The organism is Rhizobium sp. N122 (genome assembly GCF_002211295.1).
In the GTDB taxonomy this organism is placed as follows: domain Bacteria; phylum Pseudomonadota; class Alphaproteobacteria; order Rhizobiales; family Rhizobiaceae; genus Rhizobium.
Genome location: NZ_LOKU01000007.1, coordinates 103,563 through 119,558 on the forward strand (window position 1 = coordinate 103,563; position 15,996 = coordinate 119,558).

18 protein-coding genes are annotated in these 15,996 nt (G+C 59.9%); 9 read left to right on the forward strand and 9 right to left on the reverse strand.

All coding sequences use genetic code 11. The features are described from left to right. Positions 1–17: 17 nt before the first annotated feature. The 7 genes from ATY75_RS07025 to hemE all read right to left on the reverse strand — a co-directional run bounded on the left by ATY75_RS07025 (position 18) and on the right by hemE (position 7,863). Entirely contained in the window at positions 18–812 is a 795-nt protein-coding gene (locus ATY75_RS07025) for a ParA family protein (protein ID WP_088936971.1), read from the reverse strand. A 19-nt stretch (positions 813–831) separates the two neighbouring features. Continuing rightward, entirely contained in the window at positions 832–1,449 is a 618-nt protein-coding gene (rsmG, locus tag ATY75_RS07030; protein WP_088936972.1) for a 16S rRNA (guanine(527)-N(7))-methyltransferase RsmG, read from the reverse strand. An 18-nt stretch (positions 1,450–1,467) separates the two neighbouring features. Next, positions 1,468–3,345, reverse strand: a complete 1,878-nt coding sequence (gene mnmG, locus ATY75_RS07035; protein ID WP_088936973.1) for a tRNA uridine-5-carboxymethylaminomethyl(34) synthesis enzyme MnmG — start codon at positions 3,343–3,345, stop codon at positions 1,468–1,470. Between the two features lie 64 nt (positions 3,346–3,409). Further along, positions 3,410–4,729 (reverse strand): tRNA uridine-5-carboxymethylaminomethyl(34) synthesis GTPase MnmE, encoded by a 1,320-nt coding sequence (mnmE, locus tag ATY75_RS07040; RefSeq protein ID WP_088937019.1) that lies wholly within the window; start codon positions 4,727–4,729, stop codon positions 3,410–3,412. A 98-nt stretch (positions 4,730–4,827) separates the two neighbouring features. Continuing rightward, on the reverse strand, positions 4,828–6,093 hold the full coding sequence (gene rho / locus ATY75_RS07045; RefSeq protein WP_003571435.1) for a transcription termination factor Rho: 1,266 nt from the start codon (positions 6,091–6,093) through the stop codon (positions 4,828–4,830). A 199-nt stretch (positions 6,094–6,292) separates the two neighbouring features. Beyond that, positions 6,293–6,829 (reverse strand): protoporphyrinogen oxidase HemJ, encoded by a 537-nt coding sequence (gene hemJ / locus ATY75_RS07050; protein WP_088936974.1) that lies wholly within the window; start codon positions 6,827–6,829, stop codon positions 6,293–6,295. Positions 6,830–6,831: 2 nt separating this feature from the next. Continuing rightward, positions 6,832–7,863, reverse strand: coding sequence for a uroporphyrinogen decarboxylase (gene hemE, locus ATY75_RS07055; protein WP_088936975.1), 1,032 nt, complete (start codon positions 7,861–7,863; stop codon positions 6,832–6,834). A 400-nt stretch (positions 7,864–8,263) separates the two neighbouring features. Here hemE and ATY75_RS07065 point away from each other — a divergent pair, with 400 nt between their 5' ends. From ATY75_RS07065 to dnaQ, 5 genes are read left to right on the forward strand one after another with little or no spacing between them, the layout of a single operon-like run. After that, positions 8,264–9,085: a pyruvate, water dikinase regulatory protein gene (locus tag ATY75_RS07065; RefSeq protein ID WP_064835436.1), complete on the forward strand. Its 822-nt coding sequence runs from the start codon at positions 8,264–8,266 to the stop codon at positions 9,083–9,085. 33 nt (positions 9,086–9,118) lie between these two features. Continuing rightward, positions 9,119–9,718 (forward strand): Maf-like protein, encoded by a 600-nt coding sequence (locus ATY75_RS07070; RefSeq protein WP_088936976.1) that lies wholly within the window; start codon positions 9,119–9,121, stop codon positions 9,716–9,718. Further along, positions 9,711–10,568 carry a shikimate dehydrogenase gene (locus tag ATY75_RS07075; RefSeq protein ID WP_088936977.1) on the forward strand — a complete coding sequence of 286 codons (858 nt, stop codon included), beginning with the start codon at positions 9,711–9,713 and terminating at the stop codon, positions 10,566–10,568. The genes ATY75_RS07070 and ATY75_RS07075 overlap by 8 nt, the downstream gene beginning before the upstream one ends. After that, the gene (gene coaE / locus ATY75_RS07080) at positions 10,568–11,179 is read left to right on the forward strand and encodes a dephospho-CoA kinase (RefSeq protein ID WP_088936978.1); all 612 of its coding nucleotides are present in this window, start codon (positions 10,568–10,570) and stop codon (positions 11,177–11,179) included. The genes ATY75_RS07075 and coaE overlap by 1 nt, the downstream gene beginning before the upstream one ends. Then, entirely contained in the window at positions 11,172–11,894 is a 723-nt protein-coding gene (gene dnaQ / locus ATY75_RS07085) for a DNA polymerase III subunit epsilon (protein WP_088936979.1), read from the forward strand. Before coaE ends, dnaQ begins: the two co-directional genes overlap by 8 nt. Positions 11,895–11,961: 67 nt before the next feature. On the opposite strand, the gene secB is transcribed toward dnaQ, so the two are convergent. Both secB and ATY75_RS07095 read right to left on the reverse strand, forming a co-directional pair. Beyond that, entirely contained in the window at positions 11,962–12,444 is a 483-nt protein-coding gene (secB, locus tag ATY75_RS07090; protein ID WP_088936980.1) for a protein-export chaperone SecB, read from the reverse strand. Between the two features lie 101 nt (positions 12,445–12,545). Next, positions 12,546–13,052 carry an FxsA family protein gene (locus ATY75_RS07095; protein WP_088937020.1) on the reverse strand — a complete coding sequence of 169 codons (507 nt, stop codon included), beginning with the start codon at positions 13,050–13,052 and terminating at the stop codon, positions 12,546–12,548. A 131-nt stretch (positions 13,053–13,183) separates the two neighbouring features. Between ATY75_RS07095 and ATY75_RS07100 the strand changes: the two genes are divergently transcribed. The 4 genes from ATY75_RS07100 to ATY75_RS07115 are packed head-to-tail and all read left to right on the forward strand — an operon-like array spanning position 13,184 to position 15,963. Continuing rightward, positions 13,184–13,888, forward strand: coding sequence for a Tim44/TimA family putative adaptor protein (locus ATY75_RS07100; protein WP_088936981.1), 705 nt, complete (start codon positions 13,184–13,186; stop codon positions 13,886–13,888). Further along, positions 13,881–15,020, forward strand: a complete 1,140-nt coding sequence (locus ATY75_RS07105; RefSeq protein WP_088936982.1) for a murein transglycosylase A — start codon at positions 13,881–13,883, stop codon at positions 15,018–15,020. Before ATY75_RS07100 ends, ATY75_RS07105 begins: the two co-directional genes overlap by 8 nt. Then, on the forward strand, positions 15,020–15,589 hold the full coding sequence (locus ATY75_RS07110; protein WP_064835450.1) for a Smr/MutS family protein: 570 nt from the start codon (positions 15,020–15,022) through the stop codon (positions 15,587–15,589). Before ATY75_RS07105 ends, ATY75_RS07110 begins: the two co-directional genes overlap by 1 nt. After that, positions 15,586–15,963 carry a helix-turn-helix transcriptional regulator gene (locus ATY75_RS07115; protein WP_003544097.1) on the forward strand — a complete coding sequence of 126 codons (378 nt, stop codon included), beginning with the start codon at positions 15,586–15,588 and terminating at the stop codon, positions 15,961–15,963. The genes ATY75_RS07110 and ATY75_RS07115 overlap by 4 nt, the downstream gene beginning before the upstream one ends. The last annotated feature ends 33 nt before the right edge of the window (positions 15,964–15,996 follow it).

Below are 15,996 nucleotides of genomic sequence, written 5' to 3' on the forward strand. Positions count from 1 at the left end.
CACCCCTGCAATGATAATTACGCGGCCAGTCTCTGGCGCTCGCGTTGGATGACCTCCGAAGCAAGCTGCAAATAGGCCTGGCTGCCCGCGCATTTCAGATCGTAGAGAATAGCCGGCTTGCCGTAGGAGGGGGCCTCGGAGACCCGTACGTTACGCGGAATTAACGTGTGGTAAACCTTTTCGCCGAGATGGGTGCGCACATCATTGACCACCTGCTGGGCGAGATTGTTGCGCGCATCGAACATTGTCAGGACGATCCCCTGAATATCCAGGCGTGGATTGACCGTCCGACGAACCTGGCTGACGGTCTCCAGCAACTGGCTCAGCCCTTCGAGCGCGAAGAATTCGCACTGCAGCGGCACCAACACCGAATGGGCTGCCGCCATCGCGTTCATCGTCAGCAGGTTGAACGAGGGCGGGCAATCCAGAAGAATATACGAAAACGCCATGGCTTCGGGCGACGACAGGGCTTTGCGTAGTTTGAACACCCGATCGCTCTGCTGCGAGATCTCCATCTCGACGCCGAGCAGATCCATCGTCGACGGAACGATAAAGAGATTGGGCACTACGGTTTCGAGTGTGACCTCCGCGACGCCACGCTCGCCGACCATCAGGTCATAAGAGGAGAGTTTGCGATCCCGGCGGTCGATACCGAGCCCGGTGCTGGCATTGCCCTGCGGATCGAGATCGACGATCAGGACGCGCTCGCCAATAGCCGCGAGTGCCGTTGCCAGGTTAATTGCGGTGGTGGTTTTACCAACACCACCCTTCTGATTTGCGATGGTGATAATCCGATGTCGTTCGCCAGCCATTGCCGCAATATCCGATCCGTTAAACCAAGCGCCGGAGATTTGATACTTCCAAAATAACAGATTCCTGCTCGACGGCGCTTATATGTTCTAACAGATCAAATTCCCACCGACCACGTGCTTTGTCGATTTCCCTCAGGTAATCCCGGCCTTTATGAAAAAAGCCGCGGCAATTTTCCTTGTGCAGCATCCAGGCAGCGGAATAGTCGAGAAGCCCCTCGAGGTCGGCGAGCGCCCGGGCTGAAATCGCCTCGCATTCGCCAATCTCGGTATGGGCGTCCTCGATCCGGGTGCTGTGCACGCTCCCGCGCGCGTTCGTCTCCCGCAGCGCCGTCCTCAGAAAGGCTGCCTTCTTATGATTGCTCTCGACCAGATGCACCCAGCCGTCCTGCAACTCGGCCAGATAGATCGCCGTGATGACCCCGGGGAAACCACCTCCGCTTCCGAGGTCGACCCAGGTGACCGGCTTGGGATGGATCTGAAAAATCTGGCTGCTGTCGGCGATGTGCCGCTTCCAGAGATCGTCGATCGTCGACGGCGCCACCAGATTGATGGCCTTGGCCCACTTCTGAAAGAGGGCCGCGAAGTGTTGCAGCCGTTCCTGTGTTTCACGTGAAACACGCAAACCGTTCAATTCCATTCTGACTCTCAAATCTTGCTAGGCGATATGTCTCTCGGACGAGGGGCGTCGACGCAGATGCACGAGCAGCAGGGCGACGGCGGCGGGAGTCATTCCCTCAACGATGGCAGCCTGGGCGAGGTTGAACGGGCGCACCGCCCCGAGCTTGGCCTTCAATTCATTCGATAGCCCGGACAGCGAACCATAGTCGAAATCAGCCGGGATATGCCGTTCTTCGTCGCGCTGCTGATCGGCAATAGCCGCAGCCTGCCGATCCAGATAGACCGAATAACCCGCCTCGATCTCCAATGCCTCCGCTGCTTTCGGCGCAATGGCGCCCAGCTCCTCGGGCCAAACATCTCGAAGGGCGTTGAAATCGTAATTCGGATAGGAGAGCAGATCGTAGGCCGTTCGGCGCTGACCGTCGAGATTGATGTTCAAACCGACGCGCCGCGCCTCATTTGGCGTCACCGTCAGTGACCGCAACAGAATCCGACCCGCCTCGATTTCTGCCTTATAGCCTGTGAATCGTTCTTCTCGCTCGCCGCTCACGCATCCAAGCTGCATGGCCAGCGGCGTCAGGCGCATATCGGCATTGTCGGCCCGTAGGGTCAGTCGATACTCCGCTCGCGATGTGAACATTCGATACGGTTCCGTAATGCCGCGGGACGTTAAATCGTCGATCATCACGCCAATATAGGAATTGGTTCGGCTGAAATGAAACGGATCCGAATCGCTGCTTCGCAGTGCAGCATTCAACCCGGCAGCCAAGCCCTGGGCGGCCGCTTCTTCGTAACCCGTGGTGCCATTAATCTGGCCAGCAAGAAACAGCCCCCTCAGCCGTTTGACCTCGAGCGACGGCGTCAACTCCCGCGGATCGACATGGTCATATTCGATCGCATAACCCGGCTGAATGATTCTCGCCATCTCGAGACCAGGAATTGTCCTGATGAATTCCGCCTGGACCTCCGCCGGCAGCGACGTCGAGATGCCGTTCGGGTAAACGGTATCATCGTCCAGACCTTCGGGCTCAAGAAAGACCTGATGTCCGTCCCGCTCTCCGAACTTGACAAGCTTGTCTTCGATAGACGGGCAATACCGCGGGCCGACACCTTCGATCTGGCCGGAATACATGGCCGACCGCATGATGTTATCGGCAATGATGCGATGTGTCGCCTCGGTCGTCCGGGTAACCCCGCATTCGATCTGAGGCGTGGTTATCGCATCGGTCATCAGCGAGAAGGGGATAAGCTCGTCGTCGGCGCCCTGCCGACCGACGGCCTGCCAGTCGATGGTCTTTCCGTCCAACCGCGCCGGTGTCCCGGTCTTCAACCGGCCGAGCCGCAATCCAAGCCTGGCGAGGGTGGCTGACAGCCCAACCGACGGTGCTTCGCCAACCCGACCGGCCGGGGTCTTTTCCGAACCGATATGAATAAGGCCGCGAAGAAAAGTGCCGGTCGTCAGAACAACGGAGGCCGCTGTCAGCACCCGGCCGTCTTTCATGATCACGCCGGCCACGCAGCCATTGACGACCTGCAAATCGAACGCATCGCCTTCGATGATATGCAAATCGGCTGTCGCCTCGATCGCCGCCAGCATCGCCAGGCGATAGAGTTTTCGATCGGCCTGGGTGCGTGGTCCGCGCACGGCCGCACCCTTTTTCTTGTTCAGCATCCTGAACTGAATGCCGGCAACATCGGCGACGCGGCCCATGAGGCCGTCCATCGCATCGATCTCGCGGACCAGATGGCCTTTGCCCAGCCCGCCGATTGCCGGATTACAGGACATCACACCGATCGTGTCGCGCCTGTGCGTTACCAATCCGGTTTTGGCGCCAAGGCGGGCGGCCGCACTGGCAGCTTCCGAGCCCGCATGGCCGCCCCCTATCACAATGACATCATAGACATTATCGGTCATCCGAGACTCCAAATCCGGCAGTCCTTCACACGAGACACCAGCATTACCTAGTGTTTCACGTGAATCACTTGCCGATACAAAACTCCGAGAAGATCACCCCAAGCAGCTGTTCGACATCCACTCTGCCGGTAATTCTCCCCAAATAGTCCGCAGCGATGCGCAGCTGTTCCGTCCGCAGCTCGAGATTGATGTCCGTCGCCGAAATCGCCAGATCAAGCGCCGCCAAACATTTCGCCAACGAATCCTTATGCCGTTGCCGGCTGGGAACCGCCATGGACAAGCCAGTGAAACGCGTGGCGACGCTCCTGCCGATCAGCTGCCGCAATTCCAGCAAGCCGTCACCGTTTGCCGCCGAAATCTGCAGATCGAAGCGGCCTGAGACGCCGTCTACCAGATCCTTCTTCGTCCCGACAGTAACATGCGGCAAAGCGGGGTCCAAGTCGTCGGGAAGCAGCGGGCTCGTCATGTCGACCAACAGCAGCACCAGATCGGCATCCTGGAGAGCGACACGGGCACGCCGTACGCCTTCCATTTCCACCCGGTCATCCGCCTGGCGAAGACCTGCCGTGTCATAGAGCTTTATCAGATAGCCATCAATATCAAGATCGACCTGCAGGATATCGCGAGTGGTTCCCGCGATCTCGGTGACAATGGCGACATCACGCTGTGCCAGAGCGTTCAGCAGGCTGGATTTCCCGGCGTTCGGCGCGCCAGCGATGACCACCTTGAAACCGTCCCTGATAATCTCTCCAGCCGAGGCTGCCGCGAGATGCTGCTCGATATCACCGCGCAGCCTATCCATATCGGCCCAGACCATTTCAGACACCGAACCGGGAACGTCGTCCTCGTCGGCAAAATCAAGTTCCGCCTCGATCAGCGCGCGGGCTCGCGTCAATCGTTCCGCCCACGAATCGTAAATGAGGGAAAGTCCGCCGGCGCTGTGTTCGACCGCTAGCCGTCGCTGCATCTCGGTTTCAGCGCCAATCAGATCGGCAAGGCCTTCGACCTCGACGAGATCAAGCTTGCCGTTTTCAAAAGCCCGGCGGGAGAATTCACCCTCTACCGCCATGCGAACGCCTGGAACTTCACCAAGCGTTTGAAACAGCGCCGCCAGCACGGCTTTGCTGCCGTGCAGCTGCAGTTCGGCCACGTCTTCGCCGGTAAACGAGTGCGGTGCAGGAAAAAACAACACGAGGCCGCTATCGATCGGCTGGTTGTTACGAGTCCGAATCGTTCGTCGGGATGCGTACCGGGCTGTCGGAACCGATCCGACCAAACTAACCAAGAGCTCCTTGGTCAACGGACCGCTGATTCGAACGACCGATACACCGGAGGGTGTGGCACCGCTCGATAGCGCAAAGATCGTATCATGCAACATGGCCATCGCCTGTTCGTTCGAAACCGAATCGATCCCCCCAAATAGAAAAGCTGGCGACATCGTTCGGATGCCCCCAGCTTCCACAGGATGACTCCGGCTAAGGACTATGTATTCATCGAATCGAAGAAATCGGAGTTGTTCTTCGTCTGCTTGAGCTTGTCGATCAGGAACTCGATCGCATCGGTCGTGCCCATCGGCGCCAGAATGCGCCGCAGCACGAAGATTTTCTGCAGATCCTGGCGCGGAACGAGCAGGTCTTCCTTGCGGGTGCCGGACTTCAGAATATCCATCGCCGGGAAGATACGCTTGTCGGCGACCTTGCGGTCGAGGACGATTTCCGAGTTGCCGGTGCCCTTGAATTCTTCGAAGATCACTTCGTCCATGCGGCTGCCGGTGTCGATCAGTGCCGTCGCGATGATCGTCAGCGAGCCGCCTTCCTCGATGTTACGCGCCGCGCCGAAGAAGCGCTTCGGGCGCTGCAGCGCGTTGGCGTCGACACCGCCGGTCAGCACCTTGCCGGAAGAGGGAACAACCGTGTTGTAGGCACGGCCAAGACGGGTGATCGAATCGAGCAGGATGACGACGTCGCGGCCATGTTCGACAAGACGCTTGGCCTTTTCGATGACCATCTCGGCCACCTGGACGTGACGCACGGCCGGTTCGTCGAAGGTCGAGGAGATGACCTCGCCGCGGACCGAGCGCTGCATGTCGGTCACTTCTTCTGGGCGTTCATCGATCAGCAGAACGATGAGATAGCATTCCGGATGATTTGCCGTGATCGAATGGGCAATGTTCTGCAGCAGCACGGTCTTACCGGTGCGCGGCGGTGCGACGATCAATCCGCGCTGGCCCTTGCCGAGCGGCGCCACCAAGTCGATGACCCGCGGCGACAGATCCTTGGATGTCGGAATATCGAGTTCCATCTTGAAGCGCTCGTTCGGATAGAGCGGCGTCAGATTGTCGAAATGGACTTTGTGACGGATCTTTTCCGGATCGTCGAAATTGATGGTGTTGACTTTCAGCAGCGCGAAATAACGCTCGCCCTCCTTCGGCCCGCGGATCGGGCCTTCGACGGTATCGCCAGTTTTGAGCGAGAACCGGCGGATCTGCGACGGTGAGATATAGATATCGTCCGGACCCGGCAGGTAGTTTGCATTGGCCGAACGCAGGAAACCGAAACCATCCTGCAGCACCTCGACGACCCCTTCGCCGATAATTTCGACATCCTGGCTGGCAAGCATCTTGAGGATGGCAAACATCAGCTCCTGCTTGCGCATCGTGCTGGCATTCTCGACCTCGAGCGATTCGGCGAAAGCCAGAAGATCCGTCGGGGATTTGCTTTTAAGTTCCTGAAGCTTCATTTCAGCCATGAAGTGACCAATACTCTTTTCAATTTTGCAGGGGAAAGGCGATGTTGGGTCGTATTCGGTACTGCGAAAGGGCTCGCAGACGACTGAACTCTACACACATGCCACGTAGATGAGTTGCGCGGAAAATAGCGACTCGCAATCGCCGCCGCAAGAGGGCTGCTTAAAATGAAGCAAATTTAACCTGAAGGCGAATTCCTCCTCAAAACGGCTTCACCACGACGAGGATGACGATCAGGATCATCAGCAAGGTCGGCGCCTCGTTCATGAAGCGCCAATAGCGTGCCGAGCGGCGATTTTCATCCCGTTCGAAGGCTCTAACAGCGCGGCTGAAGAACATATGAACCCCGGTCAGCAGCACGACGAGGCCGATCTTGGCATGCAGCCAGCCGCCCTGGAATCCATAGACCGACCAGGCGAGATAGAGGCCGAAGATCCATGTCAGCATCATCGCCGGCGTCATGATGATCCGAAGCAGCCGGCGCTCCATCACCTTGAAGGTCTCCGATTGCACGGAACCCGGTTCGGCATCGGTGTGGTAGATGAACAGCCGCGGCATATAAAACAACCCGGCCATCCAGGAAATCACTGCGATGATGTGGAGCGCCTTGATCCAGAGATAGAGATTATCCGGGTTCCACGCGAAAAGCCCGACCGCCAGCAGCGCGAAGAAAGCCAGCGCAAAATTGGCGCGCCGGCGGGCGTAGGCGCCCGGCCCGCGATCGGTCTGCTTTTCCATCCTCACGTCGACCCTCGCACACGATCGACCAGCAGGCGCACATGCTCGGGGTCGGCCTGCGGCGTGATGCCGTGGCCGAGATTGAAGATCAGCGGTCCATGGCCGAGATGCTGCAGAATATCGTCAACTCCCTCTTCCAACGCCCGGCCGCCGGCAACGACGCGCATCGGATCGAGATTACCTTGAACCGGTCCATCCTTCTGCAGTTCGGCGGCAAAGGCCAAAGGCACCGACCAGTCGAGGCCGATCGCATCGGCGCCGGTCTTCTGACGATATGTTTTCAGCTGGTAGCCAGCACCTTTTGCAAAGGCGATGATCCGCGCCTGCGGCCGCCGCGATTTCACCGAAGCGATCATCCGCGCAACCGGCCTGACCGCGAATGCCTCGAACTCCCTTTCGCCGAGAACACCGGCCCAGGAATCGAAGATCTGCACGGCATCGGCGCCGGCATCGATCTGGGCGACGAGATAATCGGCCGAGACGTCGGCAAGCAGCATCAGCAGATGTTCGAAGGCGCGCGGATGGCGATAGGCAAAGAGACGGGCAGGGGCCTGATCCGGCGTGCCGTGCCCCGCGATCATATAGGTCGCAACCGTCCAGGGCGCACCGCAAAAGCCGAGCAGCGTCGTCTCATCAGGCAGTTGCTCACGCAACCGCCGTACGGTCTCCAGAACCGGCTGAAGATAATCGACGACCTCTTCGCCGTTCAATCCTCCGATACCGGCCTCGTCGATCGGATCCATCTCCGGTCCATGACCCTCGGTAAAGCGGACGTTCCGTTTCATCGCGTCGGGAATGACCAGGATATCGGAAAACAGGATCGCCGCGTCAAAGCCATAACGGCGGATCGGCTGCAATGTCACTTCGACAGCGTAATCGGGCGTATAGCAGAGATCGAGGAAACTTCCGGCCTTTGCCCGGGTCTGCCGATATTCCGGGAGATAACGTCCAGCCTGTCTCATCAGCCAGAGAGGAGGAGGGGTGAGGCTTTCGCCATCGAGAACCCTCATGATCTTGCGGCGCGTTTCGCTCAAGCGCTTCTTCCCTATAAAAAATCAAAGATATTTTAAAAGGTTTCTATTTCTTAGAGTCGGTGTCTATCAAGGATTAAAATCCATCCACCGCCGACGCCATTTGTCGCGTGCCGGCAAAAAATATCGGAAGGATTTCGCCATTCTGCCAAAAGTTCGGGGATAAGCCGAATCTGAAAATGATTCCAAATCCTTCCGGACGGATGATTTTTTTCGCAGCTGTGGATAAGCTGTGGACTTCGTCTCAACACATCAACCTGTTCCCCATCATCCACAGGGCCCGCTGAAACCGATCTGCAAAATTCGAAATGTGGATAAAGAGGCATGTTTTCCCTTGCCGGAAGCTGCCTCGCCGCCTTAGCTCTCCTTCATCCAGTGTTTTCAACAGGCAGCGGAAAATAGCGTGGAGAACAGAACGAACTTCTTTCATCTGCATCTGATTTCTGACTCAACCGGAGAGACTCTGATCTCCGCCGGCCGCGCCGCATCGGCACAGTTCAGATCCGCGCAGCCCATCGAACATGTCTATCCGCTGATCCGGAACCGCAAGCAGTTGCTGCCGGTTCTGCAGGCGATCGATGACGCCCCCGGTATCGTGCTCTATACGATCGTCGACCGGGAACTCGCGAGCCTGATCGACGAGCGCTGCGTCGAGATGGGTGTCGCCTCGGTGAATGTGCTGGAACCCGTGATGAACGCGTTCCAGATCTATCTCGGCGCGCCCTCGCGCCGTCGGGTCGGTGCCCAGCATGTGATGAACGCCGGTTACTTCGCGCGTATCGAGGCGCTGAATTTCACCATGGATCACGACGACGGCCAGATGCCGGACGATTACAATGACGCCGACGTCGTCATCATCGGCATCAGCCGCACGTCGAAAACGCCGACCAGCATCTACCTCGCCAACCGCGGCATCAAGACGGCGAACATTCCGATCGTCTATGGCGTGCCGTTGCCGGAAAGCCTGTTCGTCACGACGAAGCCGCTGATCGTCTGCCTGATCGCCACCACCGACCGTATCTCCCAGGTGCGGGAAAATCGCATCCTCGGCGCCACGCACGGCTTCGACCGTGAACATTATACCGATCGCGCCGCGATTTCCGAGGAGCTGAAATATGCCCGCTCGCTCTGCGCCCGCCATAACTGGCCGCTGATCGACGTGACCCGCCGCTCGATCGAAGAAACCGCCGCGGCAATCGTTGCCCTACGCCCGAAGCTGCGTTAAGCGCTGACCGGCAGCCGCTCCATCGAGGAACCCATGACGCAGAAACTCATCCTTGCATCGTCGAGCCCCTTTCGGCGGATGCTGATGGAAAATGCCGGTCTATCCTTTGAGGCGCATGCCGCAAGGATTGATGAACGGGCGGTCGAGGCCCCGCTTGAGAAAGCCGGCGCCACCCCGGATGCGGTGGCCCTGGTGCTCGCCAAGGCCAAAGCCGAGGATGTCAGTAGCCGTTTTCCAGACAGACTGGTCATCGGTTCGGATCAGACGATGTCGCTCGGCGATCGCGTCTTCCACAAGCCGCGCGATATGGCTGATGCCGCCAATCATCTTCAGGCGCTTTCCGGCGTGACCCACCGGCTGAACAGCGCCGTCGCGATCGTCAGCGATGGTGCCGTGGTGTGGGAACATCTCGCCCATGCCGATCTGACGATGCGGCCGTTGACGGCGGAATTCATCGCCCGGCATCTGGCGCGGGTCGGCGACAGGGCGCTTTCCAGCGTCGGCGCCTATCAGTTGGAGGGGGAGGGCATTCAGCTCTTCGAGAAAATCGAGGGTGACTATTTCACCATTCTCGGCCTGCCGATGCTGCCTCTCTTAAAAAAATTGCGCGAACTCGGAGCGATCGATGGGTGATTCACGTGAAACATTGGTTCCGAAGGCGTTTGTCACGGGCTTTCCGATCAAGCATTCGCGCTCGCCGCTGATCCACGGATACTGGCTGAAAACGCTCGGCCTGCCAGGCAGCTACCGCGCCCATGAAGTTGCGCCCGAGGCCTTTGCCGATTTCATTGCGGCGCTGAAGGATGGCAGGTCCGGCTTTGCCGGCGGCAATGTCACAATTCCCCACAAGGAGCTGGCGTTCCGGCTTGCCGACAAACCGGATGCGCTGTCGCGCGAACTCGGCGCCGCGAATACACTTTGGCTGGAGGAGGGGGCCCTGCACGCGACGAACACCGACGGCCGCGGCTTCACCGCCAATCTCGATGAACGCCATCCGGGCTGGGACCGGTATGACACGGCGGTTGTCTTCGGCGCCGGCGGCGCCAGCCGGGCAATCATCCAGGCGGTCCGCGATCGCGGTTTCAGGGAGATCCACGTCGTCAATCGTACCGTCGAACGGGCGCGTGAACTGGCCGATCGCTTCGGTCCGAAAGTTTTCGCCCATCCGGCCGCCGCACTGGCAGAAGTCATGAAAGGCGCCGGCCTCTTCATCAACACCACTTCGCTCGGCATGGATGGCGAAGCCGCACCCCAGCTCGACTTCACGCCGCTTGCAGCCGACGCCGTCGTCACCGATATCGTTTATATCCCCTTGAAGACGCCGATCCTGGCCCAGGCGCAGGCGCAGGGATTTTCCACCGTCGACGGCCTCGGCATGCTGCTGCATCAGGCGGTGCCGGGTTTTGAAAAATGGTTCGGCCAGCGTCCGGCCGTCGACGCCGCGCTGCGCGGGCTGATCATCGCGGATATGGAAGCCTATTGATGCTGAAGATCGGTCTCACCGGCTCCATCGGTATGGGAAAATCGACGGCGGGCAAACTCTTCGCCGAGGCCGGAATCCCGCTGAACGATTCGGATGCCGTGGTCCACGATCTCTATGCCGGCGAGGCAGCACCGCTGGTGGATGCCGCCTTTCCCGGCACGATGAAGGACGGCACCGTCGACCGCCATGAACTCGGCCGTCAGCTGGCGCTTGATCCCGACGGCTTCAAACGCCTCGAAGCGATCGTCCATCCGCTGGTTCGCAAACGCGAGACGGGCTTTCTGAAGCGGCAGCGCGCCGCCGGCGCCGAGATGGTCGTCCTTGATATTCCGCTGCTCTTCGAAACCAGCGCCTGGGAAAGAGTGGATGTCGTCGTCGTCGTCAGTGCCGGTCCACAGATTCAGCGCGAGAGGGTGCTTGCGCGCGAAGGCATGACCGAGGAAAAATTCGAGATGATTCTCTCACGCCAGACACCGGACACGGAAAAACGGCGCAGGGCGGATTATCTGATCGACAGCAGCCGCAGTCTCGCCGAGACGAAGGAACGGGTGCTCGAGATTATCGCCGACCTGAAAATACGGATTGCCAAGGGAGATTTCCGGAATGCGTGAGATCATCTTCGATACGGAAACCACCGGCCTCGACAATCGCGCCGACCGCATCATCGAAATCGGCGGCATCGAGCTCTTCAACCATTTCCCCACAGGCAACGTGATCCATATCTTCATCAATCCCGGCGATCAGAAGGTTCATCCGGATGCACTCGCCGTGCACGGTATCACCGACGAATTCCTGAAGGACAAGAAGCCTTTCGCGGAGGTTGCCGAAGAAATCCTTGCCTTCTTCGGCGATGCCAAGTGGATCGCCCACAACGCCACCTTCGATATGGGCTTCATCAATGCCGAACTGGCGCGGATCGGTTTGCCACCGATCCTGCCGGAAAAGGTGATCGATACGCTGTCGATGGCGCGCCGCAAACATCCGATGGGGCCGAATTCGCTCGACGCGCTCTGCCGGCGCTACGGCATCGACAATTCGCACCGCACCAAACATGGCGCGCTGCTCGACTCCGAACTGCTAGCCGAGGTCTATATCGAGATGATCGGCGGCAGGCAGGCCGCATTCGGCCTGAGTATGACCGCTACATCGGGTCAGAACGGTCGCGGCGACGGGGCGGAGGAAGACGATGTAGTGATCGCCTCCGTGCTCGAGCGGCCCCGCCCGCTTGCCCCTCGTCTCAGCCAGTCCGAGGCGCAGGCGCATGAGGCGCTCGTCGCCAAGCTCGGCGAAAAAGGCATCTGGGCGAAATACGCCAATTTGAATTAAAACCGGCCTCAATTAAAAATGCCCGGGACTTGCCCGGGCATCCGCATCTCAGAGAAAAAACATCCGCTCAGTTCGGAACGGCCTGAACCTTGGCGCGCGCCTGTTCTTCGGCAACGCGCTGGGCGAACATCTGGGTGAAATCGATCGGGTCGATCATCAGCGGCGGGAAACCGCCGTTGCGGGTCACGTCGGCGATGATCTGACGGGCGAAGGGGAAAAGCATGCGCGGGCACTCGATGAAGAGAACCGGCAGCATGTGTTCCTGCGGGAAACCGGCAACGCGGAAGACGCCGCCATAGGTGAGTTCGGTATGGAAAACCGTCTTGTCGCCGTCCTTGGCTTCGGCATTCAGCGACAGCACGACATCGAAATCCGTATCCGAAAGCGGGTTGGCGTTGACGTTCACATTGATGTTGATCGTCGGCGCCTTGTCGCGGGCCTGCAGCGAACGCGGCGCGCCCGGATTTTCGAAGGAGAGATCCTTGGTATATTGCGCAAGGATCGAGAGGGTGGGGCTGGCCGCACCGTTGCTGTTGTTATCGTCTGCCATTGGCTTTTCCTCGAGGGGCATGGGAATGGTGCCGCCATCTAACATTTCAGGGAGGGGCTTACAACCCTGGGCGCTTGGCGCCGTTGATCGGCCGCAGCGCCTCAATCGCCGAGATGTTTGCCCGACCATGGTGAGTTGCGGTCCGGCTCCCTATGATAGTCCTCATCGTCGAGATCGACCACCTTCGAGTTCGGCCTGCGGTCGCGGAAATCGGGTTGCGGGCCGGCAGAATAGCCGCCCTTGGCATTGACGACGACGAAGCGCTTGGCGATCGCCCGCCAGACGAGTTCGCGCACCGGTGGGATGAGAATGAGGATCGCGACGATATCGGTGAGGAAGCCGGGAATGATCAGCAGCAGCGAGGCGATGACATTCATCGCCGGCCGCAGCAGCTCGCGCCCCGGCATCACCCCGTTTCGGCCCTCGCTCGACATGCGGCGCAAAATACCGATGCCCTGCCGGCGCAGCAGAACGACGCCGAGAACGAAGCCCAGCATGACGAGCGCCAGCGTCAGCCACAATCCGATTGCCCGGCCGACGACGACGAAACCGGCAATTTCGGCGAGCGGCAGCAGCAGAATGAAAGCTGGCAGGATCGAAAAACGCATGGTCGTCATGTCCCGGGCTTGCCGGTCTCCTCTTGGCGCCGGCGAAGATGCCAGCCATCATTTGAATCATCTGTATAGGCAGACTATATGGGAGTACAAATCAGAGATGTTAACGGCGGCTGCGATACGATATGAGTTCGAACGACTTCATCACATTATTCTTCCTGGTGGCGGCTGTGCTGATTTTCTTTCAGCTCCGCTCCGTGCTGGGCCGCCGCACGGGGAATGAGAAGCCGCCGCGCGATCTCTATACGCCGCGGGATGCGGCTCCGGCCGAAGCCGCCGATGCCGGCAAGGTCGTGACCCTGCCGCGCCGCGATTCGACGAGTGAGGATGAGGATCGCTTCGCTGCCATCGATGCCTTCGCCGCACCTGGAACGCCGCTCAACGAATCGCTGCGGGCGCTGAACAAGGCCGATCCCGCCTTCAGCCCGAAGGAGTTTCTGAACGGCGCCCGTATGGCTTACGAGATGATCGTCATGGCCTATGCCGACGGCGACCGGAAAACGCTGAAGAACCTGCTGTCGCGCGAAGTCTATGACGGCTTCGAGGCGGCGATCGGCGAGCGCGAAAGCCGGGGCGAGAAAGTGAAGTCCACCTTCGTCGGCATCGACAAGGCCGAAATCACCCATGCCGAAACGAAGGGCAGCGAAGCGCAGATCACCGTTCGCATCATCAGCCAGCTGATATCGGCCACCTACGACAAGGCGGATGTGCTGATCGAAGGCGACGCCGAAAACGTCGCCGAGGTCAACGACCTCTGGACCTTCGCCCGCGACACCCGCTCGCGCGATCCGAACTGGAAACTCGTGGCGACCGAATCGGAACATGAGTGACCACGCGCCGGACTTCGTCCTGCAGGCCATAAGCTTCGACACTCTGGAAGGCTGGAAGGATGATGATCCCTCCGGCCTTTTTGAGGTCATGCGACGCTGCCGCCGCCAGATCAGCGATGTCAAACCCTACCGCACCGGATCGCTCGGCCTGAGCTCGGAAGATCTGCTTCCGCTTCTGCTGGCCGCCGAGGATTTCACGCCGTCATCGCCGGCATCGGCGCGCGCCTTCTTCGAGATGCATTGCCGGCCTTTCGTGATCCGCCGCAAGGATGGCCATCCCGGCTTCGTCACCGCCTTTTACGAACCTGAGATCGAGGTGTCGGAGCGGCCGGATGAGGTTTTCCGTTTCCCCTTCTATCGGCGCCCGGACGATCTGATCGATCTCGACGATGCCAATCGCCCCGCCGAGCTGGACAATTCCTATGCTTTCGGCCGCCTGCATGATGGCCGTATCGCTGCCTATCCGGATCGCCGCGCCATCGATCAGGGATTTCTCGAAGGCCGCGGCCTCGAAATCGCCTGGGCGAAGTCGAAGGTCGACGTCTTCTTCGTGCATGTGCAGGGTGCGGCCCGTTTGCGCTACAGCGATGGCCGTATCGGCCGCATCACCTATGCGGCGAAGGCCGGCCATCCTTTCTCGGCGGTCGGCAAGCTGCTGATCGACCGAGGCGAGATTGCTCGCGCCGACATCTCGATGCAGACGATCCGCGCCTGGCTGGCGCGTAATCCCGAACGCGTCGACGAGGTGCTGTGGCATAACCGCTCTTATATCTTCTTCCGCGAGACGCCCTCGTGGGCTACCAGCCCGCGAACCGCCGATCTTCAGGCAGGCCCGATCGCCGCCGCCAAGGTGCCGCTTCTCGCCGGCCGCTCGCTTGCCGTCGACCGGCTGATCCATACCTTCGGTTTTCCTTTTTTCATTCGCGCTGAAAGCCTCACCCATCTCGATGACGGCCGGTCCTTCGGCCGGCTGATGCTGGCGCTTGATACCGGCTCGGCGATCGTCGGCCCGGCGCGCGGCGATATCTTCACCGGTTCGGGCGACATGGCGGGAGAAAGGGCCGGCACCGTCCGCAACGACGCCGATTTCACCATCCTTGTTCCCAAGGCCGCCGCTGGACGATTCGACTGATGGCCAAGGATCGAAAACTCAGCGCCGATGAGAGGATCCTCTGGGGCAAGGTTGCCCGCAGCACCCGGCCGATGCCTGAAAAGGCGGGTGAGTTGAATGAACTCGATGCCTTTCTCGTCGAGGCCGAAGCTGCCGCCGAACAGCAGAAGGCCGGAAAGCAGGCGTCCGCCGCGCCTTTGCCGCTGCAACCGGCAGCGCCTTCCGCGTCGAAACCGCCGGCCGGCGTGCATCATCCGCTGGAGAAGCCGGTCAAGCGCAAGATCGCTAAGGGCCGGCTGGCGCTCGAAGCACGGATCGACCTGCACGGCCTGGTGCAGAGCGAGGCTCATGTCATTCTGCTCGATTTCCTGATCCGCGCCCATGAGCGCGGCCTGCGTCATGTCTTGGTCATTACCGGCAAGGGCAGCTCGATGGGCAGTGCCGGCGCGTTGAAGCGGGCCGTGCCGCTGTGGTTCTCGAAGCCGGAATTCCGCTACCTGATTTCCTCCTACGAGCCGGCCGCACAGCATCATGGCGGTGAGGGCGCGCTCTACATTCGCCTGTCGCGGCGGCATGGGGAAAGGCCATGACCCCCTTCGGAGAGGCGGTTCGCAGGCTGAGAGCGCGCAAGGGTGTCTCGCAGAAGGAGATGGCGGAAGCGCTGAATGTCTCGCCCGCCTATCTCTCGGCGCTGGAACACGGCAAGCGTGGTTTGCCCACGTTCGATCTGCTGCAGCGCATCGCCGGTTATTTCAACATCATCTGGGACGAGGCTGAGGAACTGTTTCTGCTCGCCCGTTCTTCCGATCCGCGCGTCGTCATCGATACATCAGGCCTGCCGCCGGAATATACCGAATTTGCCAACCGATTGGCGCGGCGGATTCGCAACCTTGACAGTGCCGAGATCGGCCGGCTATCGGCACTTCTCGAAAATGGCGGCAAAGGCGACGGAAAAGCGTCATAATCCCCTGTTTTATGCCTTGTTCGGGGGACTTGC